Annotated in this window: 22 protein-coding genes; 6 read left to right on the top strand and 16 right to left on the bottom strand. The window is 70.9% G+C overall.

Translation table 11 applies throughout. The features are described 5' to 3' along the window. The first annotated feature begins 205 nt into the window (after positions 1-205). Positions 206-1,525: an MATE family efflux transporter gene (locus KZX17_RS05540; protein WP_248170211.1), complete on the top strand. Its 1,320-nt coding sequence runs from the start codon at positions 206-208 to the stop codon at positions 1,523-1,525. Positions 1,526-1,647: 122 nt separating this feature from the next. Here the strand turns inward: KZX17_RS05540 and KZX17_RS05535 are convergent, their stop codons facing one another. Then, positions 1,648-2,286, bottom strand: coding sequence for a TrmH family RNA methyltransferase (locus tag KZX17_RS05535; protein WP_248170212.1), 639 nt, complete (start codon positions 2,284-2,286; stop codon positions 1,648-1,650). Positions 2,287-2,346: 60 nt separating this feature from the next. Between KZX17_RS05535 and KZX17_RS05530 the strand changes: the two genes are divergently transcribed. The 3 genes from KZX17_RS05530 to KZX17_RS05520 are packed head-to-tail and all read left to right on the top strand — an operon-like array spanning position 2,347 to position 4,690. Then, positions 2,347-2,673, top strand: a complete 327-nt coding sequence (locus KZX17_RS05530; protein ID WP_248170213.1) for a hypothetical protein — start codon at positions 2,347-2,349, stop codon at positions 2,671-2,673. 42 nt (positions 2,674-2,715) lie between these two features. Further along, positions 2,716-4,002 carry an Nramp family divalent metal transporter gene (locus KZX17_RS05525; RefSeq protein ID WP_248170214.1) on the top strand — a complete coding sequence of 429 codons (1,287 nt, stop codon included), beginning with the start codon at positions 2,716-2,718 and terminating at the stop codon, positions 4,000-4,002. Between the two features lie 43 nt (positions 4,003-4,045). Next, positions 4,046-4,690, top strand: coding sequence for a metal-dependent transcriptional regulator (locus tag KZX17_RS05520; protein WP_374206642.1), 645 nt, complete (start codon positions 4,046-4,048; stop codon positions 4,688-4,690). Here KZX17_RS05520 and KZX17_RS05515 read toward each other — a convergent pair. The 4 genes from KZX17_RS05515 to KZX17_RS05500 form a co-directional block, all read right to left on the bottom strand. Beyond that, positions 4,680-5,615: a class C sortase gene (locus tag KZX17_RS05515; protein WP_248170216.1), complete on the bottom strand. Its 936-nt coding sequence runs from the start codon at positions 5,613-5,615 to the stop codon at positions 4,680-4,682. The two genes, KZX17_RS05520 and KZX17_RS05515, sit on opposite strands and share 11 nt — an antisense overlap. A gap of 13 nt (positions 5,616-5,628) precedes the next feature. After that, positions 5,629-7,119: a SpaH/EbpB family LPXTG-anchored major pilin gene (locus tag KZX17_RS05510; RefSeq protein ID WP_248170217.1), complete on the bottom strand. Its 1,491-nt coding sequence runs from the start codon at positions 7,117-7,119 to the stop codon at positions 5,629-5,631. A 74-nt stretch (positions 7,120-7,193) separates the two neighbouring features. Further along, the gene (locus tag KZX17_RS05505; protein ID WP_248170218.1) at positions 7,194-11,585 is read right to left on the bottom strand and encodes an LPXTG cell wall anchor domain-containing protein; all 4,392 of its coding nucleotides are present in this window, start codon (positions 11,583-11,585) and stop codon (positions 7,194-7,196) included. Positions 11,586-11,790: 205 nt separating this feature from the next. Further along, the gene (locus tag KZX17_RS05500; RefSeq protein WP_248170219.1) at positions 11,791-12,744 is read right to left on the bottom strand and encodes an SDR family NAD(P)-dependent oxidoreductase; all 954 of its coding nucleotides are present in this window, start codon (positions 12,742-12,744) and stop codon (positions 11,791-11,793) included. A gap of 75 nt (positions 12,745-12,819) precedes the next feature. Here KZX17_RS05500 and KZX17_RS05495 point away from each other — a divergent pair, with 75 nt between their 5' ends. Beyond that, entirely contained in the window at positions 12,820-12,966 is a 147-nt protein-coding gene (locus KZX17_RS05495) for a hypothetical protein (protein WP_165971326.1), read from the top strand. Here KZX17_RS05495 and pyrE read toward each other — a convergent pair whose 3' ends face one another. The 11 genes from pyrE to KZX17_RS15175 are packed head-to-tail and all read right to left on the bottom strand — an operon-like array spanning position 12,967 to position 24,435. Then, positions 12,967-13,545, bottom strand: coding sequence for an orotate phosphoribosyltransferase (pyrE, locus tag KZX17_RS05490; RefSeq protein ID WP_248170220.1), 579 nt, complete (start codon positions 13,543-13,545; stop codon positions 12,967-12,969). Continuing rightward, positions 13,542-15,065, bottom strand: a complete 1,524-nt coding sequence (locus KZX17_RS05485) for an aldehyde dehydrogenase (NADP(+)) (RefSeq protein WP_248170221.1) — start codon at positions 15,063-15,065, stop codon at positions 13,542-13,544. The genes pyrE and KZX17_RS05485 overlap by 4 nt, the downstream gene beginning before the upstream one ends. Beyond that, positions 15,062-16,138 carry a LacI family DNA-binding transcriptional regulator gene (locus KZX17_RS05480; RefSeq protein WP_248170222.1) on the bottom strand — a complete coding sequence of 359 codons (1,077 nt, stop codon included), beginning with the start codon at positions 16,136-16,138 and terminating at the stop codon, positions 15,062-15,064. Before KZX17_RS05480 ends, KZX17_RS05485 begins: the two co-directional genes overlap by 4 nt. Next, positions 16,135-17,316: a fumarylacetoacetate hydrolase family protein gene (locus KZX17_RS05475; protein ID WP_248170223.1), complete on the bottom strand. Its 1,182-nt coding sequence runs from the start codon at positions 17,314-17,316 to the stop codon at positions 16,135-16,137. The genes KZX17_RS05480 and KZX17_RS05475 overlap by 4 nt, the downstream gene beginning before the upstream one ends. Positions 17,317-17,330: 14 nt before the next feature. Next, positions 17,331-18,119, bottom strand: a complete 789-nt coding sequence (locus KZX17_RS05470) for an enoyl-CoA hydratase/isomerase family protein (RefSeq protein WP_248170224.1) — start codon at positions 18,117-18,119, stop codon at positions 17,331-17,333. After that, positions 18,116-19,228, bottom strand: coding sequence for a hypothetical protein (locus tag KZX17_RS05465; RefSeq protein WP_248170225.1), 1,113 nt, complete (start codon positions 19,226-19,228; stop codon positions 18,116-18,118). The genes KZX17_RS05470 and KZX17_RS05465 overlap by 4 nt, the downstream gene beginning before the upstream one ends. Continuing rightward, positions 19,225-20,466, bottom strand: a complete 1,242-nt coding sequence (locus KZX17_RS05460) for a CaiB/BaiF CoA-transferase family protein (protein WP_248170226.1) — start codon at positions 20,464-20,466, stop codon at positions 19,225-19,227. The genes KZX17_RS05465 and KZX17_RS05460 overlap by 4 nt, the downstream gene beginning before the upstream one ends. Beyond that, positions 20,463-21,587, bottom strand: a complete 1,125-nt coding sequence (locus KZX17_RS05455; RefSeq protein ID WP_248170227.1) for an aldose 1-epimerase family protein — start codon at positions 21,585-21,587, stop codon at positions 20,463-20,465. The genes KZX17_RS05460 and KZX17_RS05455 overlap by 4 nt, the downstream gene beginning before the upstream one ends. Beyond that, positions 21,584-22,345: an SDR family NAD(P)-dependent oxidoreductase gene (locus tag KZX17_RS05450; protein WP_248170228.1), complete on the bottom strand. Its 762-nt coding sequence runs from the start codon at positions 22,343-22,345 to the stop codon at positions 21,584-21,586. The genes KZX17_RS05455 and KZX17_RS05450 overlap by 4 nt, the downstream gene beginning before the upstream one ends. Positions 22,346-22,349: 4 nt before the next feature. Further along, entirely contained in the window at positions 22,350-23,264 is a 915-nt protein-coding gene (locus tag KZX17_RS05445) for a sugar phosphate isomerase/epimerase (protein WP_248170229.1), read from the bottom strand. Positions 23,265-23,304: 40 nt separating this feature from the next. Then, a complete protein-coding gene (locus tag KZX17_RS15175) occupies positions 23,305-24,435 on the bottom strand; it encodes a Gfo/Idh/MocA family protein (protein ID WP_248177332.1) in 1,131 nt (376 codons plus the stop codon). A gap of 215 nt (positions 24,436-24,650) precedes the next feature. Here KZX17_RS15175 and KZX17_RS05435 point away from each other — a divergent pair, with 215 nt between their 5' ends. Continuing rightward, positions 24,651-25,742 carry a substrate-binding domain-containing protein gene (locus KZX17_RS05435; RefSeq protein ID WP_248170231.1) on the top strand — a complete coding sequence of 364 codons (1,092 nt, stop codon included), beginning with the start codon at positions 24,651-24,653 and terminating at the stop codon, positions 25,740-25,742. Positions 25,743-25,760: the final 18 nt, after the last annotated feature.

Here is a 25,760-nt window from a genome sequence, read left to right as displayed (position 1 = left end):
CTCCGACCGACCCGCGCCGCCGAATGCCGATCCGGCGGCGCGGGTCTCTTCCGTCTTCCGCCGCTGGGCGGCCCTAACTCCTCAGTCTCGTGCTGGATCGGCCCGGCTCCGCCCATCGGGCGGCCGTCGGCTGCGGATCGGAGGAGTTGCGGCACCCACCGCCCGCTCCCGCACCGCGTCCGCGGCCCCCTCTAGGCTGAAACGCGTGCCTGCGCCCACGCTCAACCGCGAGATCCTGCGCCTCGCCGTTCCCGCGCTGGGCGCGCTGATCGCCGAACCGATGTTCCTCATCGTGGATGCCGCGCTCATCGGACACCTCGGCGTGGTGCCGCTGGCGGGGCTCGGCATCGCCGGCGCCGTGCTGCAGACGATCGTCGGGCTGATGGTGTTCCTCGCCTACTCGACGACTCCCGCCGTCGCCCGCCGGTTCGGTGCCGGCGACAAGACCAGCGCCGTCAGCGTCGGGATCGACGGCCTGTGGCTCGCGCTCGGCCTCGGGGCGATCCTCGCCCTCGCGGGCTCCCTCGCGACCCCGACCCTCGTCGCCCTGTTCGACCCGACTCCGGAGGTCGCCGAGCAGGCGGTCGCCTACCTGGGCCTGTCGATGTGGGGCCTGCCCGCGATGCTGATCGTCTTCGCCGCGACGGGCCTGCTCCGCGGCATGCAGGACACCGTCACCCCCCTGTGGATCGCGGGCCTCGGCTTCGCGGCGAACGCGCTGCTGAACTGGCTGTTCATCTACGGCTTCGGGTGGGGCATCGCGGGGTCCGCCGCCGGCACCGTCGTCGCCCAGTGGGGCATGGTCGCCGCGTACGCCGTCGTCATCGGCCGGCTCGCGCAGCGGCACCAGGCATCCGTCCTCCCGCACCGCGAGGGCGTCCGCGGGTCCGCCCGCTCGGGCGGCTGGCTGTTCCTGCGAACCGTCTCGCTGCGGGTCGCGCTGCTCGCGACCGTGGCGGTCGCGACCGCCCTCGGCACCGAGGAGCTCGCCGGCTGGCAGGTCGCCTTCACCATCTTCTCGACCGCCGCGTTCGCCCTCGACGCCCTCGCGATCGCCGCGCAGGCGCTCATCGGGCGCGGTCTCGGAGCGGCCGACGAGCCGTTCGTCCGGCAGGTCCTCGGGCGCACGGTCGCGTGGGGCGCATGGTTCGGGGTGCTCGTCGGTGCCGTGATCGCGGCCTTGTCGGGCGTCATCGGTCTCGCATTCACGGGGGATGCCGGTCTCGCGGCGCTCATCCAACCGGCCCTGCTCGTGCTGGCTGTGGCCCAGCCGGTCTGCGGCATCGTCTTCGTCCTCGACGGGGTGCTCATGGGGGCGGGCGACGCGAAGTACCTCGCGATCGCGGGCGGCCTCACGCTCGCGCCGTACGTCCCCGCGCTCCTGCTCGTCGGCGCGCTGCATCCGGGCGGCGCCGCGGGACTCGCATGGCTCGCCGTCTGCTTCTTCGGCGTGTTCATGCTCGCCCGCCTCGGCACGCTCGGCTGGCGCGTCCGTCGATCGGAGTGGCTCCGCGTCGCCGTCTGACCGACGCACCCGCGCCTCACCGCGGCGGCGGATCAGCCTCCGCGCGGAGATCCGCCGTCACGCGGACGGTTTCGGGCGGGTACGTCCGCTCGAACGCAGATCCGCGCGCGACCGCGCAAAGCTCACGCGTAGCGGCGGCACCATTCGAACATGACGACGGCGGCCGCGGCCGACGCGTTGATCGACCGGGTCGACCCGTACTGGGTGATCTCGACGACGCCGGATGCCGCGGCGAGCGCTTCTGGCGACAGCCCCGGCCCCTCCTGCCCGAACAGCAGCACGCAGTGCTCGGGCAGGTCGGCCCGGTCGACCGGCACCGAGCCGTCGACGTTGTCGATCGCGAGCACCGGCAGACCGGCGGCATCCGCCCACGCGACGAACGCTGCGACGTCCTCGTGGTGGCGGACGTGCTGGTAGCGGTCGGTGACCATTGCTCCGCGGCGGTTCCATCGCCGCTTGCCGATGATGTGCACCTCGGCGGCGCCGAACGCGTTCGCGCTCCGGACGATCGAGCCGATGTTCATGTCGTGCTGCCAGTTCTCGATGGCGACGTGGAACGGATGCCGGTGCTCGTCGAGATCTGCGACGATCGCCGTCATCGTCCAGTAGCGGTAGCGGTCCACGACGTTGCGCCGGTCCCCGTGCTCGAGCAGGTCGCGGTCGTACCGCGGGTCGTCCGGCCAGGCCTCCGGGCCTCCCGGCCACGGCCCGACGCCGACCGGAAGCTGCGGCTCGGGCTCGGGGTCGATCGGATCGGGCACCGGACCAGGCTAGCCGTGCGGATCTCTGGACGACGCGAGCGGGCGGCGGTACGGTCAGCCATGGCGATCTGGCTCCGAAGGTTCGCGCCCCTCGTCGTGGCGGTCGGCGCCTTCGTCCTGTATCTCGCCTCGATCCTGCTCGAGTGGTCGCTCCCGGCCTGGGCGGTGCCCGCCGGACTCGTCGCGACCCTCGGCCTCATCGCCATCCTCGCGCCGCGGCCCCGGCGCATTCGGCGGAGCGCTCCGGAGTTGTACGCCTCCGACCCGTACTCGGACATCGAGCTCGGCCGGTCCGCTCCGACGCATCCGTCCATCGAGACCCGCCCGACAGCGCAGTACGGTCCCCCGCTCCCCGACGACCCGCTGCGCCTCCCACCACGCCCCTGAGGATCTTTCGGCATACCGAAAAACACTGCTAGCGTTTTCGGTATGCCGAAAACAGCCGCACCGCCGATCGCGACGCCCGCCCGGACGGGACGCCGCGTCGCGTGGCTGCTGGGACCGGCCCTCGTCGCCGGCGTGGCCTACCTCGACCCCGGCAACGTCGCGAGCAACATGACCGCAGGGGCCCGGTACGGCTATCTGCTGGTCTGGGTGGTCGTCGTCGGCAACGTCATGGCGTGGCTCATCCAGTACCTGTCGGCGAAGCTCGGGATCGTCACCGGACAGAGCCTCCCCGAAGTCATCGGCACCCGCATCCGAAGCAACACCGCGCGGCGCGCGTACTGGCTGCAGGCCGAGCTCGTCGCGATGGCGACCGACGTGGCCGAGATCATCGGCGGCGCCGTCGCCCTGTGGCTGCTCTTCGGCGTACCGCTCGTCTGGGGCGGCCTCATCACGGGTGCCGTGTCGATCGCACTGCTGCTCATCCAGTCGCGCCGCGGGGCCCGCAGCTTCGAGTTCGTCATCATCGGCCTCATGGCGATCATCGCCCTCGGCTTCACCTACGGCGTCTTCATCGGCCCGCCCGAGGCCGCCGGCGTCGCCCTCGGACTCCTTCCCCGCTTCGACGGCGCGGACTCGGTGCTGCTGGCGGCATCCATCCTCGGCGCGACGATCATGCCGCACGCGATCTATGCGCACAGCTCACTGGCCCGCGACCGCTTCCGCCCCGCGGACGGACGGACGCAGACGGACGCCGCGGCCGCCGACGCCGCGATCGACACCCGACGGGTGCTGCGCGCCACCCGCTGGGACGTCACGATCGCCCTCGCGATCGCCGGGACGGTGAACCTCTGCATCCTGCTGCTCGCGGCGGCGAACCTCGCCGGCGTCCCCGGCACCGACAGCCTCGAGGGTGCCTACGCCGCACTGCAGGGCGGGATCGGGCCGGTCGTCGCGACGCTCTTCGCGGTCGGTCTGCTCGCGAGCGGCCTCGCGAGCAGCGCCGTCGGCGCGTACGCCGGCGCGGAGATCATGCAGGGACTGCTGCGCATCCGCATCCCCCTGCTCGCCCGTCGCCTCGTGACGCTCGTGCCGGCCCTCGCGATCCTCGCCATCGGCGTCGACCCGACGTTCGCGCTGATCCTCAGCCAGGTGATCCTGAGCTTCGGCATCCCGTTCGCGCTCATCCCGCTCGTCGCGCTGACCGCGAACCGCGGGCTGCTCGGCGCGTACCGCAACCGGGCGTGGACGACGGCAGCCGGCATCCTCGCATCGGTGTTCCTCGTCACCCTCAACGGGCTGCTGCTGTGGCTGACCCTCTTCGGCGGATGACCCTGTTCGGCGGATGATCCGGCAGGCGGATACCCTGGGCTCCGTGCCCGCCTCCGCGTCCACGGTCGACGACTACCTGAAGACGATCTACCACCACACCGAGTGGCAGACCGATCCCGTCACCCCGTCGGTGCTCGCGGCCGAGCTGGGGCTCGCGCCGTCGTCGGTCACCGAGATGGTGAAGAAGCTCGCCGCGCAGGGCCTGGTGTCGCACCGTCCGTACGGTCCGATCTCGCTGACGGATGCCGGTGCGTCCCGCGCCACCGCGGTCATCCGCCGACACCGACTCATCGAGACGTGGCTCGTGCGGGAGTTCGGGTACGCCTGGGACGAGGTGCACGATGAGGCCGAGGTCCTCGAGCACACGATCAGCGACCGGCTGCTCGCCGGCATCGACGCACGCCTCGGACACCCCCGCTTCGACCCGCACGGGGATGCGATCCCGGGACCCGACGGCAGCGTCGAACGCGAGCCGTTCGTGCTCCTCGCCGAGGCCTCGATCGGGCACACCGGGCGGGTGCTCCGCATCTCGGACCGCGACCCTGCACTGCTGCGCTCGTTCGAGGAGCTCGGCATCGACGTCGGACACACCGTCACGGCGACCGGGCGCGACGCGGTGCGGATCGACGGGGGCCCGACCGTCGACCTGCCGCCCGCGGCGGCGCGCGCGGTCTGGCTCACCGCCTGAGCGACTCGCCGCCGGACGGAGTCGCGTCGACCCGCGGACGGACCGGACGCCCGGACCACCAGACGTAGGCGCCGACGACGAGGATCGCACCGCCCGCCGCCACGGCCCACCAGGGGAATCGGGGGATGTCGGGGCGCTCGCCTGCCCCGTCGATGTCCTTCTGCGGGGTCGGGATGATGCGTTCACCCGTGACGAGGATGCGGTGGCTGTTGACCCCGAGCGGCGTGCACGTCACGAGGGTCATCAGGTCCTCGCCGACCCGCGGCAGCAGCGACTGCGTGTCCTCGGGCTCGACGACCTGCGTCTCGACGACCCGATAGGACAGGACTTCGCCGAACACCTCGACGGTGAAGGTGTCGTCGAGGCCGACGCGGTCGAGGTGGGTGAACAGCTCCGCCGAGGCGAGTCCGCGGTGCGCGGTCAGGACGGAATGCGTCGTGTCGCCGCCCACGGGCAGCGCCGTGCCCTCGAGGTGACCCACGCCGGCATGGAGGACCGGCTCGCTCGTCCCGTGATAGATCGGCAGATCGAGGTCGATCGCGGGGATGCGCAGCCGCGCCATGAGACCACCGTCCGCACCTCTCAGCTGGGAGGCGTACGCCTCCCCCTGGTCGGGTGCATCGGCGATCGGCAGTCGCTCGTTCGCTCCGATCTCGGCACCCGACTGCGCCAGTCCGGCGTTGTACTCGCGCGCGTCCTGGAGCTTCTGCTCGATCGTGGCCGCGCCGAGATCCTCGACCTGGTCCGCATACCCGTCGATGCGCTGCGACTGCTCGTACTGGCTGAACCAGGCCGCAGCCGACGGGTAGAGCAGGAGTCCTGCAGCGACCAGCGCGCCGACGCCGATCAGGAGCGACACCACCGAGAACCGCCACCGCGCACGACGACGGAGCTCCCCCCGTGTGGGGAGCTCCGTCGCCGTCATCACCGGTGTCGACCTAGGCCGCGGTGGCGCGCGCGGCGGCCGCGCGACGACGCGAGAGCAGCAGCGCCGCGCCGAGCATCGTCACCAGCAGCGCCCCGCCGCCGATCCCGAACCAGCGGGCACCGTCGCCACCCGTCAGCGGCAGCGCCCATGCGGGCACCTGGCTGTGGGCGAACTCGACGTAGTTGACGATCGGCGGCACGGTCGACGTCTCGCCTGCGACGACCTGCGTGAGGATGCGGTCGGGCGAGGGCAGCTGGAAACCGGCGGGCGGCGTGATCTCGCGCACCCAGTAGTTTCCCGGGGTGATGATCGGGATCTCGACGTACCCGTCGGCGCCCGTCGACCACTCCGAGATCCCGTCGATGAGGATCGGGTTCACCCCGCGGATCGCGTCCTGCTCGTTCAGGAAGACCTGGTAGACCGCGCCGGCGAGCGGCACGCGGTCGTTCGCCGGGCCCTCGAACGCAAAGACCGTGAGCTGGCCGATCGGCGTGACGCCGGTGACCGTCTCGGTCGCCCCGTTGATCGTGCCGGTCGCGGTGTTGACGATGCGACCGTCGGCCGGGATGGCCACCGCACGCGTCAGCACGTTGAAGGTCACGACCCCGCCCTGCAACCCGGTGAGCCGGGTGAGGCCCGCGGACGTGAACTCCAGGGTCAGCGTGCTGCCCTCCTCGACCAGGTTGTAGTCGGTGCCCTCGGTGAAGGTCTGCGGGAGACCCGCCGGGTTGGTGACGACGACGTTCGTCGGAGCGACACCGGTGGGCGGGGCATCGACGTACTCGAGCTGAGACGGGATGGTGTCCGCCAACTCGAAGACATCGATGCTGTCGCCCGCGGCGAGCGTCGGGATGGCCGATGCGATCGCCCATCGGATGAGGTCGGGGTTTCGCGCCTCGGCGGAGTTCGCCGGGGCCGGGATCCGCGTCTTGGTCACGTCGGTGACGGCGTTCTTCGGGTAGACGTGGACGTCGTAGATCCACTCGTTCGCGGGCGCACCGCCCGGGCCCGTCGGGAACGGCAGCGTCACGAGGAACGGCGCCGACGGGTTGGTCGCCTCGTCGGGAAGGACCGTCTCGGTGACGAGGTACAGACCGATCGGCATGTCGCTCGGGAAGGTCGCGATGCCCGTTCCCGGCGCCGACGGCGTCGACGTGAAGGTCGTCCCCGAGAGGCGGCCTGCCGCCGCGGCCGGCGTCAGGTTCGACGCCGTCGACCAGCCGGCAGGCGTCCCGAGGTCGACGTCGGCGACGAGTGCGGCGGTGAACTCGGCGCCGGCGAGCGGCGTGCCTGCCGGCGGCGTGGCGAGCTCCTGTCCCGTGCCGATCTGCTGCGGACTCGACGGGCTGAGCGCGTACTTGTGCACCGTGAGCGACCGCGGGATGTCGGGGTCGATGTTGCCGGGTTCGGCGTGGGCGGGGGTGACCGCGACGAGTGCCGCGGCTGCCCCGATGGCGAGGGCGCCGAGCGCGGCGCTCACCCGCTTGCGGATGCTGGACATGGGTTCTCCTGTCTGAGATGGCGAGGTGGTGCGGGGATGGTTTGCCGCCGGACGGCGGCGATGGGTGGGCAGGGTCACATCGGCTCCCTCCTTCGCTTCGCGCGGAGGAAGGCGAAGATCACGAGCAGCGCGAGCATGCCGCCGCCGGCCAGCGTGAAGGCGTCGGCCCCGGCGCCTCCGGTCAGCGGCAGGGTGGTCGGCTGCACCGGCGCGTTGACGAAGCGGTACACCGCACTCTGTCCGGGCGCGGGCGCCACGATCGAGGGCGATGTCACGGGTGTCCACGTCGATCCGGTCAGGCGCTCGAGTCGGAGGGTCTGGTAGGCGAGGCGAGAGCCGGGACGGGTGGGGTCTTCGCTCAGGGTGTAGCGATGGCCGGGGCGGACATCGAAGGTGCTCGCCGGGTTCCCTCCCGCGGCGAAGGCCGCGCCGACGCGGGTCTCGGTCGGCAGCGAGGAACCGGTCAGGACGTCCGGGGTCGCGGTGATCGTCCAGTCCGCGGGGCGGAAGCCGTCGGCTGCCCCCTCCACTTCTTTGACCACCGTGATCGCCGCTGTCGCGTTGGTGACGGTGCAGGTGGCGTTCGCCCCAGCGGGCAGGGTGACGTCCGAGGACGACGTCACCGCGATCGCCGAGCCCGTCTGGTCGACGCAGCGCCAGGCGCCGGTTTGGACGTAGGTCGCCCGCGGCCCAGTCTCGGAGAGCCGATACGCGATTCCTGGTGTCACCGGAACGGACGACACCGCCCCCGTTCCGCTCCGGCCGCGTGGACCGGCCAGGGCGGTCGATCCTGTGGGGGCGGTCGCGGAGAGGACCCAATCGCTCGGGAGCGCGGATCCGAACGACACAACTTTGGTGAGGGTGAGGTTCGCCGCAGGACGGTTGACGATCGTGCACGCGACGGCACCGCCCGACGCGATGCCGGGGAGGCTAGCCGAGACGACGCTGCCGGCCGTGGTGAAGGTCACCGGCGTCGCCGTGCCGTTCACGGTGCAGGAGCCGCGGTCGAAGACGTACCCCGTCCGCTGCTCCTCGCTGACGGTGAGCGTCGCGCGGGACGCTGTCGAGCCGAACAGGACGCTCCACACCGCCCGCCCCGAGGCATCCGTCTGCTGGCGCGGAGCCTCGGAGGGGAGCACCGTCGCCGTGCCGACGGTCGCGAGCGCCGAGGTGCCCAGCGTCCAGTCGGCTGCCGCCGAGGTCGCTCCCGAGACGGGATCCGCGACCAGTTTGGTGAGGGTGACGCTCGTCGCGGGGCGCGGCGAGTTGAAGATGGTGCACACGACGTTGACGCTCTGCCGGTTGGGGATGGTGACCTGCCCCGAGGGGGATGCGGCGTTGCTCAGCCGGACGCCGTCCGCCCAGCACTCGTTGACCACGGTGTACACGCCGATCGTCGAGGTCGACCCGGTCGCCATCGTCTCGGTGAACGTGAACGCCGCACCCACGCTCGCCGGGAGTGGGCCGATCTGCCGGCCCTGCCGTCCGGTCGCGGAGCCTGCCGTCGTCGTGCTCGCCACCGCGACCCCGCCGTTCGCGAGCGAGAGGGTGAACTGGTCGGCGGCGGCGGCGCGTCCGATGACGTTCTTCAGCACGGTGATGGATGACGGAGACGTGCACGACGCGAGGTCGGTGTGGGCGACGGTGGTTCGGGACGAACCGGGGATGCGCGCCCACGTCGTGGCGTCGAATTCGTAGGCGACAGTGGCGCTCGACACGTACGCCGTCCCCCGCGGCGAGAATGCGAGGCCGTTCGCTGCGCCGAAGGCGGGCGTGGCGTCGAGCCCGGTCAGTGTCCGCGAGTTCGTCGACCCGACGGCGAAGGTGCCGCCGTTCGCCGCGGCGATGCTCTCGGCGGTGATCGTGAAGATCACGGCCGAGCTCTGGCCGTTGGCGTCGACGGCCGCCCCCAGGACGTACAGGTTGCCGCGCGAGTCGAATGCGAGATCGCCGTTGCCGTCGGGCGACCCCGTCGTGGCGAAGCTGCCGAGGTACGAGAAGCGCGACGCGGTGGGAGCCGACTCGGTGAAACTCCACAGGTGGAATGCCGAGCCGCTGTACTTGCCGAAGACGTACCGACCGGTGCGCGGGTCGACCGCCCCCGCGACGAGCGAGCCGGTCGTCTCCGCCCCCGCCACGACGGTCGTGTACGCCGTGCCCGCGAGCGTCTGGAACCCCGCGGTCGGCGTCCACTTGAGGATCGCCGACACATCGGTGGCATCCGTCGACCGCTGCAGTGCGTACGCGACCGTGCCGCCCGGCGAGATGCCCAGGCCGTTCGCGTTGGTGCCGGTGTTCCAGGTCCCGACCGTCGCCGACGCACCCGTCACGATGTCGCCCTGCACCAGCGCGCCGTCGCCCGTGAGGGCGTAGTAGTGGTTGGTGTCGCACTGGAGCTGCGTCGCCTGCGGGGTGTTCACGAACGTGCAGACCACCTGGGCGCCCTGCTCGGTCGGCAGCGTCAGCGAGCCCGAGGGCGAGGTGCCCGCGGCGATCACGGTGCCGTCGCGCACGCACTCGTAGCTCGCGGAGTATCCGAGTCCTGCACCGGTGGTCGGCGTCTCGTGGATCGTGACGGTGCCTCCCGCGGTGACCGTGAGGGGTCCGACCTGCGCCGGCTGAATTCCGACCGCGGTCCCCGAGGTGGTCGCCGACCCCAGGACCGTCGAGCCGTTCCGCACCGACAGCGTGAACTGGTCGCCCGGGGCGTTCCGGGCGGTGATGTCCTTCCGCACCGTGATCGTGGTCGCCGGCTGGACGGTCAGCGACGCCGCCGGCGAGACGACGAGTCCGTTCGACGTCACGGTGCCGCTCGAGAACGTACCCGCTGCCGCCGCGACGACGTTCACGGTCACGGTGCACGACGCGCTCCCCGAAGCGAGGTCGCCGCCGGCGACGCCGATCGAGCCCGAGCCCGCGGCCACCGTGACGGCGAAGGCGGTTCCCGCGACGTTGGTGCAGGTGCCGCCGACGCCCGGTGCCGGCGCGACGACCAGGCCGGTCGGCAGGTTCGCGGAGAAGCTCCAGTCGGTCTTCGCGAGCAGGTCGGACGTGTTGGTGACGGTGTACGTGAGCGTCGTCGGCGTGGTGGCGATCGCGGGTGACGGCGAGAACGAGGCATCCAGCGCGGGCGACACGTCGAGCACGCGGAGGTTGTCGACGCCGAATGCGCCCCCGCTGCCGGTGGTCGCGTTCGTCACGCGGACCTGGGCTGCCGCGATCTGCGCGGGCGTCAGCAGCGCGGTGGTCGTGCCGGTGTAGGTCGCGGCCCGTGCCGAGGCGGAGATCGCGGGGTCGAGGACGCCGCCGAGCGTCGGGAGGGTCGCCTGGGCGGGCGACGTGTAGAAGACGCTCCCGCTCGCCGCACAGGGAACCACCGCGGAGGGGAAGCCGGCGAGCAGGGTGGTCGACCCCGAGAACAACGACATGCTGAGCGCCGCGGTCGCCGACGTGCACTGCGCGCCCGCCGCGTCGAAGCGGAGGGCGTAGAACCGGGACCCCGACGCGGTGGCACCGATCGGTGACGCCGATTGGGCGACGGTCGTGCCGCCCGACACCGTCGTGGCGGGCATTCCGACGAGGGCGTGATTCGACTGAGAACCCGATGCGCCGGTGGTCGAGCCGTTCGCGGGGCTGTTCGTGGTGCCGCCGGGGACACCGGCGGCGAGCTGACCGAGGACGTCGGCGATGCGGCGGGTCTCCCGGGCTGCGAGGGAGGACTGTCCCACGACGCCGACGGTCTGGGTGGGGCAGAAGGATGCGTTGGGGTACGCGGCCGTGAAGTTCACCAGCACGCCCGTGCAGCTGGTGCCCGACGACCAGCCGCTCGAGGCGGTGTAGCGGCCGGACGCGTACGCGGTCAGCCCGCTCGGAGCCGTCGTCGCGAGGCCCTGCTCGAACGACTCGCCCCAGACCTGTCGGGGCGCCTCCGGCACGCCGGCGGCGAGGATGCCGACGCGTCCAGCCGGCGGCGCGCGGGCGGACGGGGCCGCCGGCGGCGCGTCCGCCGCGGCATCCCCTTCCGCCCCTGCCGAGGGCGGGGCGTCCCGCTCGTCCTCGACGGCGGCGTCGGGCCGCTCCCCGTCCTTCTTCACGGCATCGGCGGCTCCGTCATCCGCGGCCTCGCCCAGGTCTTCGGATGCCTCCGGGGTCGGGGCCCGGTCGACCGCGTCCTCGGCGGGTTCGGTCTCCGCCGTCGGGCTCGGCGCAGGGGTCGCACTCGGCGTCGGACTGGGCGCGGCGGGAACGTCCTGCTCGGCGACCGTTCCGTCCGGCTGCTCCGGAGGCGTGGACGGCTGCTCCGCAGGGGTGGACGGCGGCTCCGCAGGGGGTGACGCCGCCGCCGCGCCCGCCGGGGTCCCCAGCGCGCACAGTGCGAGGACCGCACTGAGCGCGAGCGCGACCGGCACCCGCACGCGGCGGGGTGCGTTCGCCCGCGATGCGCGGGCGCGACGAACGTCGGTCATGTGGTGGCCGTATCCGGAGTCGGGGCGAAGCGAGGACCGAGCAGCGGTCCACGAGGACTAGGTCGAGACTGAGGAATGCTCGGCCGGATGCCGGACTTCGTCCATCACCTTGCCGAACGCTTCGAGCCTAACCAGACGACCCCGCGCGGCACTGTCCCCTCTTCGGAGGACAGCGTTTACCCGCCTCCCTCCCGAGAGGGGACGGTCAGCGCACGCGCAGCCGGCGCCCCTTGAGATAGGGCCATTCCGTGCGTGTCGCGTGCTCGGCGTAGTGCCACATCCGGGCGCCCACGTCGGGGTCGGTGGTCACCCGGGACGGCGTGGCGAGCGCAGGCATCCCGGTGTATGTGTGCGACGGACCCCAGAACTGGCCGCCCTCGGCGTCGGGGTCGACGAGGGCTCGCACGGGCGCCCACGCGCCGCGTTCCTTCGACTGCGCCACGATGGCCTGCAAGCCGCCCACGAAGCGCTTGCGCCTGGACGGCGCGCTGACCCCGGCGATGCGGCGGGTGCGTCCGCCGAGCGAGTATCCGGGGTGGGCGACGAGGCTCGCCACGGGGACGGATGCCGCGCGCAGCCTGCGGTCAGCCTCGTAGCCGAGCGCGCTCGTCGCGACCTTGGACTGCACGTAGGCACGCCAGGCGGTGTACCCGTGGACGAGTTCGGGGTCGACGGGGTCGTAGGGGAAGAGCGTGGTCGAGACCGAGCCGAGCCAGACCATCCGGCCGCGCGCGGCGGCGAGGGCGGGCAGGAGCGCCCCGGCGAGCGCGTAGTGGCCGAGAGCGTTCGTCGCGATGACGAGCTCGTGACCGTCTCGCGTGAGCTCTCGGGTCTTCGGGGGGTGGACGATGCCGGCGTTGAAGAGCACGCCGTGCAGCCCGACCCGTCCCCGCACGGTCGCGGCGGCGGCGCGCACCGAACCCAGATTGCTGGTGTCGAGGGCCAGCGTCTCGAGGTCGGCATCCGGCACCTGCGCCAGCACCGCGGCGCGCGCACGGGACAGCCTCGAAGGGTTCCGCGCCGTCATGATCACATGCGCGCCGGCACCGGCGAGCTGCAAGCAGGAGAAGAAGCCAACGCCCGCGTTCGAGCCGGTGACCAGGTAGCGGCGCCCGCTCAGGTCGGGGAGATGCTCGGGGTCCCAGTCGTCGCGCGCCACACCGTCGACCCTACGCGGGCAGGGGCTTCCGCGGCATCCCGCCGACGCCCCTGCGGGGCATGACACAGTGGATTCATGAGCGGACTCGAGCAGAACCTGCTGTTCGCCGTCGTCGGGCTGACGATGGTGACGTCGCTGGTGATCGTGGTGGTGCAGATGGTGCGCCGCCGACGCGACGACGAGGACGACCGCAACCCGTGGGACGACCTCGAACCCAAATGACTACTGCGGCTGCAGCCCGAGGTCGTCGAGGTCGATCGCGGCGAGCCAGGTGAGGCCCTCGGCCTCGACGGCGGCCTGCGCGCCGGTCTTCCGGTCGACGATGACCGCGACGGCCACGGGCTCCGCGCCCTCACGGCGCAGGGCTTCGACGGCCTTCAGGGCCGACTGTCCGGTGGTCGAGGTGTCTTCGACGACGACGACGCGCGTACCCGCGACATCCGCTCCCTCGACCTGACGACCGCGACCGTGGTCCTTCGGCTCCTTGCGGACGACGAAGGCGTCGAGCGGAGCGTCGGTGCGCGACGACTCGTGCATCACTGCGTTCGCGATCGGGTCGGCGCCGAGTGTGAGCCCGCCGACCGCGACGATGCCGTCGACGTCGCGGATGAGGTCGAGCATGATGCGCCCGATCGCGGGGGCCGCGCGGTGGTCGAGCGTGAGCTTGCGCATGTCGACGTAGTACGAGGCCTTCTTGCCGCTCGACAGGGTGAAGTCGCCGTGGAAGACGGCCTCCTCCTGGATCAGCGAGATGAGGCGCTGGCGGTCGGCTTCGAGCTCGGGCGTGGAGGCGACGGTCACGGGGTCGAGTCTACGGCGGGGAGTGTCAGCACGCCGTCGACCCGACGCGGGATACCGACAGGACCGTCCTGCAGCTCCGCCGGGAGCAGCTCGGCAGCTGCGTTCTGCCATGCGAGCGGACGGAGGAAGCGACGCATCGCCGTCATCCCGACAGACGTGTGCTGCGAGTTGGTCGCGGGCCACGGGCCGCCGTGCTGCTGCGCCCAGGCCACGCGGACGCCGGTGGGGTAGCCGTTGAACACGAGTCGCCCGGCCCACGGTGCGAGGTCGGCCGAGAGCCGACGCGCGAGCTCGATCTCGTCGGGCTCGTGATGCAGCGTCGCGGTCAGCGACTTCGGGACGACGGATGCGGCCTGGACGAGCCCGTCGGGATCCGGGTAGCGCACGACCACGACCAGCGGGCCGAAGGCCTCTTCGACGAGCTCGGCGCTCAGGTCGCCGGCTGTCGTCTCGACGAGCGTCGGCGCCACGGCGAACCCGTCCGCCTCGTGCTCCGAACCTCTGGCGCGTTCGCGGGCGCCGGGCACCGCGAGGACACGGTCGCGGATCTCACGGAACGAGTCGTGGATGCGGCGGTTCAGCAGCACCTGCGAGGAGGACTCCGCCACCCGCCGTGCCAGCTCGTCGACGAGGTCGTCACCGGCTGGTCCGCTCGGGACGAAGGCGACGCCCGGCTTCGTGCACAGCTGCCCGGCCGAACCGGTGACCGATCCGAAGAGATCACCCGCGATCGCGTCGGCCCGCGCCGCGGCTGCACCCGGTGTGATGAAGAGCGGATTGAGACTCGACAGTTCGCCGAAGAGCGGGATCGGCTGCTCCCGCGCATCGATGATGCGCTGGAGCGCCATCCCCCCGCTCAACGAGCCCGTGAAGCCGACCGCGGTGATCCGCGGATCGGCGACGAGCGCGGCCCCCGCGCGCTGACCGTAGACGATGCCGAACGTCCCCTCCGGCGCTCCGGCGTCGGCGATCGCCCGCGAGATCGCGTCGAACGACCGAGCCGACGTCAGCGGGTGCGCCGAGTGGGCCTTCACGATGACGGGACAGCCGGCCGCCAACGCAGACGCGGTGTCGCCGCCCGCCACGGAGAATGCGAACGGGAAGTTGCTCGAGCCGAAGACGGCGACGGGACCGAGCGGCACGAGCATTCGTCGGACGTCGGGGGCGGGGCCCAGCTCGGTCGTGGCCGCGTGGTCGATGATGGCTTCGAGGTAGGACCCCTCCCGCACCGCATCCGCGAACATGCGGAATTGCACGACGCTGCGGGTGAGCTCCCCGCTCAGGCGCGCATCGCCCAGGCCCGTCTCGCGGTCCGCCGTTGCGACGAGACCGGTGCGGTCGGCGTCGAGCGCGTCGGCGATCCGGTCGAGCAGGTCCGCCCGCCAGTCGCGCGGATGGTCGGCGAGGTCGGCTGCCACGGCCGCCGCCGCGCGGGTTGCGACAGCGACGTCCTCCTCGCTCGTCGGCTGCAGCGCCGTGTCGATTTCACGTCCTGTGCGCGGGTCGGTGGTGGTGATCATGCGTCTTCCGTTCGAGTTCGCGTGCTCTCCCCCGCCACGATCTCGAATCCGAGATCGATGCGCGGCGCGGGCGTCGAGCCGTCGGCCATGCGGGCGAGCAGCATCTCGCCCGCGACGGTGCCGATCCGTCGGTTCGGGATGGCGACGGTGGTGAGGGTGGGGACGAGGTGGCGAGCGATCTCGAACCCGCCGAACCCGGTGATGCCGAAGTCCTCGGGCACCCGGATGCCGCGCCGTTGGCACTCCAACACGGCGCCGGCTGCGAAGACGTCGCTCGCGCAGATGAGGACATCCGTCTCCGGATGGCGGGTGAGCGCCTGGTCGAGCAGCCATTTGCCGGCGTCCATGCTGACCCCGAGGTCGCCGGAATCGAGGACTCTGGGCGTCTCCCCGGGGTACAGGTGCGACGCGACGGAGGTGAACGCGTCACGCCGATCGATCGCACGGGAGTCGCCGTCTGCGAAGCGACCCGCGAAGGTGGGATGCCGATACCCCTGCTCGTGCGCGTACTCGACGACGGCGCGGACGGCGTCGGCGTTCGAGAACCCGACGAGGCCGTCGATCGGGTCGTCCGTCCAGTTCCATGTCTCGACGATGGGTACCCGCGCACGGGCCAGCAGATCCCGCGCGGCCGGCGTGTGCACCGTGCCGACGATGAAAATCCCGTCCGGGCGCCTCCCGAGGAAGGCGCGGATGAGCGCCTCCTCCGTCGTCGGGTCGTACTCGGTCGAGCCGATGAAGAGGTGGTAGCCCTGCTCGGCGAGGACCTCGTCGAGACCCTGCAGCGCGTCGGCGAAGACGGATGCGTTGATCGCCGGGATGATGGCGGCGACGGTGTAGCTGCGATTGGACGCGAGGTTGCTGGCTGCGAGGTTCGGCACGTACCCGGTCGCCGAGATCGACGCGAGCACCCGCTCGAGGGTGTCCTGCGACACGAGATCGGGGCGGCGGATCGCGCGACTGACCGTCTGGGGGGAGACCCCCGCGTGCATGGCGACCTCGTTCAGCGTGACGCTCTGCGTCGAGCGGCGCGTAGGTCGTCCGGTCGTCGTGATGATCCTCTCGTCGGTCACCGCAGCAGCCCCCGCCGGTGGAGATTCACCATGAGCTGCGCGATGCCGAAGGTCCACGGCGCGCACTCGTCGCTGTAGGCCACCTCGTTGACCAGGGTACCGAGCCGGGGCGAACTGATCCGGACGATGTCGCCCGGATGATGCGTGAACCCGCGGCCCGGTTCGTCTCGGTCCTGGACGGGCGCGAAGAGCGTCCCCAGATAGAGGGCGGCGCCGTCGGGGTACTGGTGATGCGGGCCGACGAGCTGGCGCGCCAGGTCGAGGGGGTCCCGGCTGATCTGCGTCATGTCGCTCTCGGCCTGCAGCCGGAACCCGTCGAGGCCGTCGACGGTCACCTCCACCCGCGCCGTGCGCACGTCGTCGATGCCGAAGCCCTCGTCGAACAATCGGATGAACGGTCCGAGCGACCCCGAGGCGTTGTTGTCCTTCGCCTTCGGAAGCAGGAGGGCGCTCCGGCCTTCGATGTCGCGCAGGTTCACGTCATTGCCGAGGGCGGCGCCGACCACTCGCCCGTCGGGAGCGACGATGAGGACGACCTCCGGCTCGGGGTTGTTCCAGGTCGAGGATCGGTGCACGCCCACCTGGACGCCGGTGCCGACCGAGGCGAGGACCGGCGTCTTCGTGAAGATCTCCGCGTCGGGCCCGATGCCGACCTCGAGGTACTGGCTCCACAACCCTCGTCCGACGAGGTAGGCCTTCAGGTCCTCAGCCGCCCGCGAGCCCGGGACGATGCTTCGCAGGTCCCCACCGAGGAGCTCGACGATCGTGTCGCGCAGGCCGTCGGCCGCGGCGGCATCCCCCCTCGCCTTCTCCTCGATGACACGTTCGATCATCGAGACCGCGAAGGTGACGCCGGCAGCCTTCACGCAGTGCAGATCGACGGGCGACAGGAATCGCAGCACGTCGGATGCCGCTGCCGCCGACGCTGCGAGGACGGCGGCGGTCCGACCGATCACCGGTGCGTCCACCGCTCGCACGGATGCGGCAGGGTCCTCGAGCGCGGTGATCTCACTGACGGTGGCGAACGTTCCGGAGAGGTCGCGGACCTCGCCGGCGGTGACGAGGACCGGCGACGGACCCTGGGCGGCGGGGTCCCACACGCGTCCGATGAGCAGGGCGTGCTCGTGGTCGGTCGGGAGCGAGTCTGCGACGTCGGCGAGATGGGTGGAGACGGTCATGATTCCTCGTGTGTTCAGCGGCCGGTGAAGACGCCGGGTCGCTTCTCTGCGAAGGCGCGACGGCCCTCCGCGGCGTCGGCGGTGGCGAAGGTGACGGTCTGCAGATCGCGCTCGTAGGCGATCGCGGCATCCTGCGGCATGTTGTACGCCGCTCGGAGGTTGGCCTTGGCCGTCTGCGCGGCCAACGGCGGGCGCGACGCGACGACGGCGGCGAGCGCGCGAGCCCGGGGCAGCAGATCGGCCGGCGCGACCACCTCGCTGACGAGCCCCCATCGGAGTGCGGTCGTCGCGTCGATCGGGTCGCCCGTGAGCAGCATGACCGCTGCGTTGCTCGGACCGGCGGACGCGGCGAGGAAGGCGCTCATGCCGCCCCCGCCGATCCACCCGAGCTTGATCTCCGGGGCGCCGAAGACGGCGGTCTCCGCGGCGAGTCGGATGTCGCACGTCAGCGCGGTCTCGAGCCCGCCGCCGAACGCATACCCGTTGACGGCCGCGATGACGGGCTTTCGGAGCTCTCGCAGCGCGTCGCAGTAGTCGGTTCGGTTGCGGAACTCCCACGGGGTCGCATACCCGTCGAGCGTCCGGATGTCGCTGCCCGCGCAGAACGCGCGCTCCCCGGCGCCGGTCAGGATGACCACCCGGACGCGATCGTCATCGTTGGCCGCGTGGGCGATGGCCTCGAGGGCGTACGACATCTCCGGGGTGACCGCGTTCAGCTTCTCGGGGCGATTGAGGGTGATCTCGAGCACGGCCCCCTCCAACGAGACGGTCACGGTGTCGATGCCGAGGTCGGTGACGCTCATGAGGGGGTCCTTTCGATGTCCACGACGTGACTCTCGCTGCGGAGCCGCTCCTGCAGCGTTTCCACCGACGTCCGGCCGGCGAGCGCGTCACGCACCGCTGCCGAGGCACGGTGCTGCGCCGCAGGGAATCCAACCGCACGGGGTCGCACGCTCGAATGCTCGATCGTCGCGATGGTGCGCGAATAGAAGCCGGATGCCGCAGCGTCCACGAGTGGGTCGGTCCAGGCGGCGCGCGACGCCGGCTGGCCTGAACGGACGGGGATGATGCGGCGCTGGGTGTCGTCCGAGATGAGCCACCGGAGGTACCCCGCCAGCGGCGCATCGATCGCGGTGCGGGCGCTGACCGCCACCCCCGTGCCCCCGATGATCGAGCCGGGAACACCGTGCGCCGTCATGCGCGGGGCGTCCCCGAAGCTGACGGGTGCCGATCCGCCGGAGAAGGTGACGTACCCGTAGACGAGGGGGACGTACGACAGCGGATCGGACCGGTCGGCGATGCGGGCGAGCATGGCGATCGGATTGAGCTCCTCGGTGTCGGGCTCCGTCGAGCGGTGCACCTTCGCCAGCACCTCGAATGCCTCGGCGACGACGTCATGGTCGAGCCAAGGGAGCCCGGGCACGTCCCTCGGCGCCCTCCCGAGCGCCGACGCGACGGAGAACAGGCTGAGCAGTGCGTGGGGGCCGGCGAGCGACAGCGCAACACCGCCGCCGCGAGCGAGGTCCGCCACGTCATCCCAGGTCCGCGGCGCCGTGTCGACGCGGGCCGCGTCCCTGGCCGAGACCTGGGTCGCGGCATCCAGGGGCAGCGCCCACACCTCGTCGTGCAGCGTGTAGGAGTCGATCGATGGACCGATGAACTGCTCACCCGTGAGCAGATGCCCCAGGGGCTGCAGCGATCCCGACGCGACCGCGTCACCGAGGTGGGGGTGATCGAGGACGATCAGGTCGTAGCGTGCGGCGAGGTCGTCGATGGGATGCCCCTCGAACCCCTCGAGCGGCTGCGCGTCCCACGTGATGTCGACGCCGCGCGCGCGCCACTGCTCGGCCGTCTGCTCGAGCGCGCGGCGTCCTCGCGGGTGGTCCCAGGTGAGACCGCGGTAGGCGGTCATCGGTGCTCGCCACCGTCGGAGTGGTTCGTCGCGCCTCGCGGCTCGTCGAGCTGCCCGACCACACCCGACCGCACGAGACGGTCGACGTCGTCACCCTCGTAGCCGATCGCGGTCAGCACTTCGCGGGAGTGCTCGCCCGTCTGTGGCGCTCCGCGCTGGATCGCGGGAGGGGTCTTGGCGAACCGGTAGGGGAAGCCGGGCGTCTTCACCCGCCCTTCAGTGGGGTGGTCGTACTCGATGAAGGTGCCGTTGTGGGCGATCTGCGGGTCGTCGACCAGGTCCTGGTACGAGTACACCGGCCCTGCCCACACCCCGGCCCTGTCGAACTGCTCCATCCAGTGCGCCGTCGGCCTGGTGGCGATGCGCTCGGCGGTCCGGGCGAAGAGCTCGTCGCGCATCTCCCATCCGGCCTTCTCGTCGTCGAGGCCCGCGAGAGCCGGATCGTCGATGATCGCGCTCAGCACGTCGAGAGGCGGGAACGCGATCACCATCCAGCCGTCCGAGGTTCGGAAGGTGCCGTACGGCGATCGGATGTAGATGTGTGCGTGCGGTTGCGCGCTGCGCTCCTGCGGGACCCCGCCCACCGTGAAGACGGACAGCTCCTGCATCTGCAGGGTCGTGAGGGCGTCGAGCATGTTGACCGTGACCAACTGCCCCTCGCCCGTCCGCTCGCGGTGCAGGAGCGCGGCGAGCACAGCCTCGAACGCCGTCGAGGCGGTGACGGCGTCGGCGATGTACTGACCGGCGGGTTGGGGCGGTTGCCCCGCGGCGCCCGTCGACAGCATGGCGCCCGACATCGCCTGCAGCAGCAAGTCCTGACCTGGCCGATCCCGGTAGGGTCCGTCCTCGCCGTACCCCGAGATCGACACGTAGACGAGGGACGGGTTGATGGCACTCAGCGTCTCGTAATCGACCCCGAGGCGAGCTGCGACGCCGGGCCGGTAGTTCTGCAGGAAGACGTCCGACTCGGCCACGAGTCGATGGATGACGGCCCGGCCGTCGTCGTCTTTCAGGTTCAGCGCGAGCGAACGCTTGTTGCGGTTGAGGGACAGGAACGAGACGTTGATGCGGTTGCCGTTGGCGCCTCCCGCCGATGCGTGTCGCTGCCACTCCCCCGTGATCGGCTCGACCTTCACCACGTCCGCTCCGAGATCCCCGAGGCGCTGCGCGGCGAACGGACCGGCCATCGCGATCGAGCAGTCGACGACGCGGATGCCGCTCAGCACGCCCCCGGTCATCGCGCACCGCCCTGGATGCGCGCCTCGGCTGCGGCGACCTCAGCCGAACCGCGGAGGATCGTGATCTCCGTGCGATACTCACGCGTCTCGCCGTGCTCGAGCCACGTCATCGATCCGTCGTCCCGGGCCGCCTGTTCACCGGCGACATGGTGGCTGGACGGCTCGAGCCCGACCGCGTACTGGCCGTCGCGCAGGTTCTGCCATTCGAAGAACGCGGGCATCGTCGTGGCATCCCAAGCGACTTCGACGCCGAGCGCGCCGTCCGCGCGCACGAGGCCGACGCGGTGCAGGCCGTCGGCTCCCGGGGTGAGATCGTGCTCCCACACCTGCTCCACGAACCCGCGCTGCGGCTCCGGCAGCACGTCGTACGGGACACCCTGGTCGGCGGTCGAGTCCGACGACCACCGGTGCCCCTCGACGCGGCCGAGGAACCGAGTCCCCTCGTCCACGACCGGCCAGCCGACGTTGAGGTGGTAGAGGAACATGTGCGGTGTCCGCTCGAATCCGAGGTTCTCGACCGTGTCATCGATGCCGATCGAGGTGCCGTGGATGCCGATGGCCACGGTCCGACGCAGACGCAGGTGCTCGCCGAATGCGGTCGCCTGCACCACCTCACCGGTGACGCGCAGCTCACCGCCGTCCTCGTTCCAGTCCTCCTCGACGGACAGCAGCCGCGCCGGGAGCGAGCTCAGGCGACCGTGGAGCCCGTGACGGACGGTCTCCTTCGGCGGGTAGTTGTAGTGGGTCGCGTCGTACTCGCCCCCGAAGAGGGTGTGGTCGAGGCCACCGCTCACGAGGAACCCGTCGAGCGTGCGCAGCCACGACAGCCCGTCCTCCGACTCCACCTCGTGGAGCGCCGGGTGCCGGTACTGATTCCCGGACCGCCATGAGATGGGGACGCCTGCCAGACGCACATCGCCGATGTCGAATGCGCGGTCGATGAGGATCTCGACCTCGAGCCCGCTGGCATTGCGGAGCTGCAGCGCTCGCACGCCCGCCTCCGGGCCGTTGGCCAGGACGACTTCGCGGACGCCCGCGATGGCGGCGAGATCGCCGGTACGGCGGGCCAGCTCATGGTGCGACAGTCGGGGCAGTCCCCGCGTCGGATCGTTGTCGCTCACTCCATCACCCATCCACCGTCGACGTTGATCGTCTGCCCGGTCACGAATGCGGCGTCGTCGCTCACGAGGAACGACACCACCGCGGCCAGCTCCGCGGCGGTCCCACGGCGCTTGATCGATTGCTTCTCGATGACCGAGGCGCTGTACGCCTCGGCATCCCCGTTGATCTCCTCCGCCTTCGTCGGGAAGGCGCCCGGCGAGACAGCGTTGACACGGATGCCGGAGGGTCCGAGTTCACGGGCCAGGGCGCGCGTCAGTCCGACCGTCGCGCCCTTCGTGGACACGTAGCTCGCGAGGTTCGCCCAGCCGCCGTGGAAGGTGATCGACCCGATGCTGACGATCGACCCCGTTCCTCGCGGCGACATCGTTCTCGCGGCGGCCTGCGCCCCGACGAAGTAGGCGGTCTGATTGACCCGGACGACGTCCTCGTACTCCGCGAGCGGGATCTCGAGGAACGGCGTCGCAGGGTAGATCGCTGCGTTGTTGATCATCGCGTGCAGCGGGCCGAGCCGCTGCTCCGCGGCGTCCACCGCGGCGGAGATCGCCGCGGCGTCGCGCAGATCGACCTCGAGCACCTCGTGCTCGATACCGGCGGCGGCCAGCTCTCGCGCCGTCTCGTCCAGGGTCTGCCGGTCGCGGCCGATCACGCCGACGGCATAGCCGTCCGCGCCGAGACGAAGCGCGATGCCGCGCCCGAGGGCGCCGCCCGCACCGGTGACGATCGCCGACCGACGGCCGGGTGAGGTGCTCGAGGTCATCCGCTCACACCCCGTGCCGCTTGAGGACGTCGGTGATGAACTGCTTGGCGCGCGGGACGTCCGACTCGTCGAGGTGCTCGATGATGAGCGGGACGTTCGGGTTCCGCTCGGCGAGACGCTGAACGTACAGGTCGTAGTTCAGCGCACCGAGACCCGCTGCCGGCAGCTCGATCTCACCCACCCCGCGGAACGTGTGCGACGCGAGGGCGTCATCGTCGCCGATGTCGGCGTGCTTCTCGCTCTTGTCTGCGCCAGCACGTGCGACGTCCTTCGCGTGCGCGATCCGCACCCGGTCACCCAGGGTGTCGAACACTTCGTTGAGCACGGAGTCCATGTCGTCGATGTTGTGCGCGTCGAAGTAGTTGGTCGGGTCCATGAGCAGCTCCAGACCCGGGGTGCGGATGTCGTTGAACACCCGCACGGTCTCGCGCACCGAGCCGATGACGTTGTTGACGTACGTCTCGAGAAGGAAGGTGGCGCCGTGGTCGTACGCCTCCTGCGCGAGCTCCGAGAGGACGCTGCGCACCTGGTCGTACGCGTCCTCGGAGCGGTTGTGCGGGTCGCTGTCCCACTCGCTGTCCGGGTTGAAGGTGCCCGACTCGCTGATGACGTACGGGGTGCCGAAGCTCCGCGCGTTGCGGATGATCTCCTTCAGGTACTCGACGTTCTTCCGGCGATGATCGGGGTCCGGGTGGACGATGTTCGTGTAGCCCGAGATCGCGCAGATCGGGAGGTCGTGGTCGCGGAAGGTGTCCCGGACCCGCTTCGCCTTCTCTGCTGTGATCTGCCCGGCCGACAGGTCGATGTCCTTGAAGTGCAGGTCGAGCTGCACCGTGTTGAAGCCGAGGTCGCGGATCTTCCGCGCGGTGGTCTCGAGGTCGTACGGGAAGTACCCGCTGAAGATGCCGATCTGGATCATGGTCGTGCTCCTTTGCGTGACGTGTGTCGGGGTTCGGGAATCAGCCGCGGCGTTCCGCGGCGTCGGGTGAGCTGAGGTCGAATTCGTCGAGTCGGACGGGTCGCTGTTCATCGAGCGAGCGGTACGCCGCTTCGACGAGGGCCATGGTGCGGACGTTGTCGGCGACGGTGAGCTCGGACTCCGTGCCGATCTCGACGGCGTACTGCACCTGCTCCATGACGCCGATGAAGGCGTGCGGGAACCAGTGCGTGTCCCACTCGGGGGTCACCCACGCGCCGTCGGTGGTGAGGGCGGACGCGTACGTCAGGGTCGACGGCTCTCCCGTGGGCCAGCCGATCGTCCCCTGCGCCACACCCCGGGTGCCCTCCACCCGCCACCGGATCCAGATGTCCGATTCGAAACCTTCTTCGCGCGGACCGGACCAGACGTCCTCGACCGAGACGGCGAGCACGCCGCTCGGGAATGTGAGGGTCGAGACCACGACGCCGTCTCGGTGGTCGAACCCTGTGCGCGGGTCCGATCGAGCGGCCGTGTAGATCTGCTCCGGGTCCCCGAAGAGGAACCGCAGGGCATCCAAGTGGTGGACGCTCATGTTCGCGATCGTGAGACGGTCGTATCCCTCGAGGAAGCTCTGCCAGTGCGGGATGGCCCGCATGTCGATGGAGGCGAACACCGGATCTCCGAGCTCGCCCCGTTCGAGGATCTGCGAGAGCACCCGGATGGACTGGTCGTACCGCATGTTCTGGTTTACCGAGAGGATCTTCCCGGCGGCGGCAGCCTCGTCCCGGAGGGCGAGCGCCTCGTCGAGGTCCAGACTCAGCGGCTTCTGCGCGAGGACCGCCTTGACGTGGGGCTGTGCCAGCGCATGGCGGATCAGCGCCGGCTGCTGGTCGGGGGGGAAGGCGATGTCGACGATCTCCACATCCGCGTCCTCGATGAGGTCTCGCGGGGTGTCATGCACCGTCGCGATGCCGTACCGCTCGGCGACCGCACGAGCGTTCTCGGGCGTCCGCGAGGCGATGGCGTGCACCGGGAAGCCCGCCAGCCGGTAGGCCTCGAGGTGCACATCGGCGACGATCATGCCCGCACCGATGACGCCGATCCGGTGCGAGCGCACCCGGATCTCGACGTCGGGAGCGAATCGCTCCCGGGTCACGCTTCTCGCGATCACGGCTCGTTCTCCTCACTGCCGCATCGTCGCGGCCCTTCGGGATGTTCTTGCATCTTTGCATTGTGTTAGCGCTACTGGCAGCGCTACCATCCACACGGTAACGACCTCGTTCTCGATTCGTCAACTCGAATTCTCGGAACGGTCCGGGGATGGCGAAGACGCCGAGGGATCAGCCCCGAACGAGGCTCGCAATCCGATTTCAAGGGAGAGATCACATGCAACGACGCACTGCCACCATCCGGCGCTCGACCATGCTGTTCGCGGTCGTCGGCGCCACCGCACTCGCACTGAGCGCCTGCACCTCCGCGCCCGCCGACACGGGCAACTCCGCGGGCAATGCCGGCGGGGACGGCACCTCGAACGAGAAGTTCGTCATCGGCTTCCAGCAGCCTCTCGGCGGCCAGGCCTGGCGGGAGATGGGTCTCGCCGCACTGCAGGCACTCGCCGAGCGACCGGAGTACAAGGACAAGGTCGAGGTCAAGATCGTCCGCACGAACGACAACGACGCCGCCCAGCAGAACGCGGCCATCCAGAATCTCATCGCCGAGGGCGTCGACGCCATCCTGTTCGATCCGGCATCGGCGACCGGCGCGGACGCCGCCATCGCTCAGGCACAGGCCGCAGACATCCCCGTCATCGCGAACGGCGGGCCCTACTCGAACGACTACGTCTACACGGTGTCGACGGACTGGGCCAACGCCGGGACCATCGGCGCGGAGTGGCTGCTCGAGCAGCTCGGCGATGACAAGGAGGTCGCCGTGCTGGAGGGCCTCGCCGGGGTCCCCCTCAACGATTCCTCCATGCCCGCCGTCGAGGAAGTCCTGACAGGAGGCGGTGCGAGCATCGTCGCGCAGGGCACGAACGGCTGGAACGAGGCGGACGCGCAGCAGGCCATGTCGCAGATCCTCCAGTCCGAGCCGGGAGTCGGCGGCGTCTACTCCTTCCTCACCGGCGGCCAGGGAGTGCCGGCCGCGTTCGCGGACGCCGGCATCCCGTTCGTCCCGGTCGTGGGTGGCTCGGGCTACAACGGCGAAGCGTGCGCGCTGGTCGAGTACGCCCCCGAGGGACTCGTGGGCAACATGATCTTCGGCCAGCCCGCGATCTATGCGAAGGGCCTCGAGCAGGCGGTGCTGCTCCTCGAAGGCGAGGACATCGAGAAGGAGCAGTTCTACGCGCCGCTGGAGATCACCGCCGACAACGCCGAGGACTTCTGCTTGCCCGACATGCCCGACAACTTCCAGCTCGGCTACGACTTCCCCGGGCTCGACCTCACGCTCGACGAGGTCCTCGCCTTCTACCAGAACTGACGACGCGGACAGCATCGA

This window comes from Microbacterium sp. EYE_78, assembly GCF_023149035.1.
Classification (GTDB): domain Bacteria; phylum Actinomycetota; class Actinomycetes; order Actinomycetales; family Microbacteriaceae; genus Microbacterium.
This window is presented reverse-complemented; position numbering and strand designations above follow the sequence as displayed.

Coding starts and splice junctions, on each gene's coding strand:
- KZX17_RS05475 (WP_248170223.1), bottom strand. CDS start 17,316: ATGACCGTCTCCACCCATCTCGCCGACGTCGCAGACTCGCTCCCGACC.
- KZX17_RS05465 (WP_248170225.1), bottom strand. CDS start 19,228: ATGACCGCCTACCGCGGTCTCACCTGGGACCACCCGCGAGGACGCCGC.
- KZX17_RS05435 (WP_248170231.1), top strand. CDS start 24,651: ATGCAACGACGCACTGCCACCATCCGGCGCTCGACCATGCTGTTCGCG.
- KZX17_RS05450 (WP_248170228.1), bottom strand. CDS start 22,345: ATGACCTCGAGCACCTCACCCGGCCGTCGGTCGGCGATCGTCACCGGT.
- KZX17_RS05485 (WP_248170221.1), bottom strand. CDS start 15,065: ATGATCACCACCACCGACCCGCGCACAGGACGTGAAATCGACACGGCG.
- KZX17_RS05505 (WP_248170218.1), bottom strand. CDS start 11,585: ATGACCGACGTTCGTCGCGCCCGCGCATCGCGGGCGAACGCACCCCGC.
- KZX17_RS05460 (WP_248170226.1), bottom strand. CDS start 20,466: ATGACCGGGGGCGTGCTGAGCGGCATCCGCGTCGTCGACTGCTCGATC.
- KZX17_RS05470 (WP_248170224.1), bottom strand. CDS start 18,119: ATGAGCGTCACCGACCTCGGCATCGACACCGTGACCGTCTCGTTGGAG.
- KZX17_RS05510 (WP_248170217.1), bottom strand. CDS start 7,119: ATGTCCAGCATCCGCAAGCGGGTGAGCGCCGCGCTCGGCGCCCTCGCC.
- KZX17_RS05525 (WP_248170214.1), top strand. CDS start 2,716: ATGCCGAAAACAGCCGCACCGCCGATCGCGACGCCCGCCCGGACGGGA.
- KZX17_RS05515 (WP_248170216.1), bottom strand. CDS start 5,615: ATGACGGCGACGGAGCTCCCCACACGGGGGGAGCTCCGTCGTCGTGCG.
- KZX17_RS05445 (WP_248170229.1), bottom strand. CDS start 23,264: ATGATCCAGATCGGCATCTTCAGCGGGTACTTCCCGTACGACCTCGAG.
- KZX17_RS05495 (WP_165971326.1), top strand. CDS start 12,820: ATGAGCGGACTCGAGCAGAACCTGCTGTTCGCCGTCGTCGGGCTGACG.
- KZX17_RS05530 (WP_248170213.1), top strand. CDS start 2,347: ATGGCGATCTGGCTCCGAAGGTTCGCGCCCCTCGTCGTGGCGGTCGGC.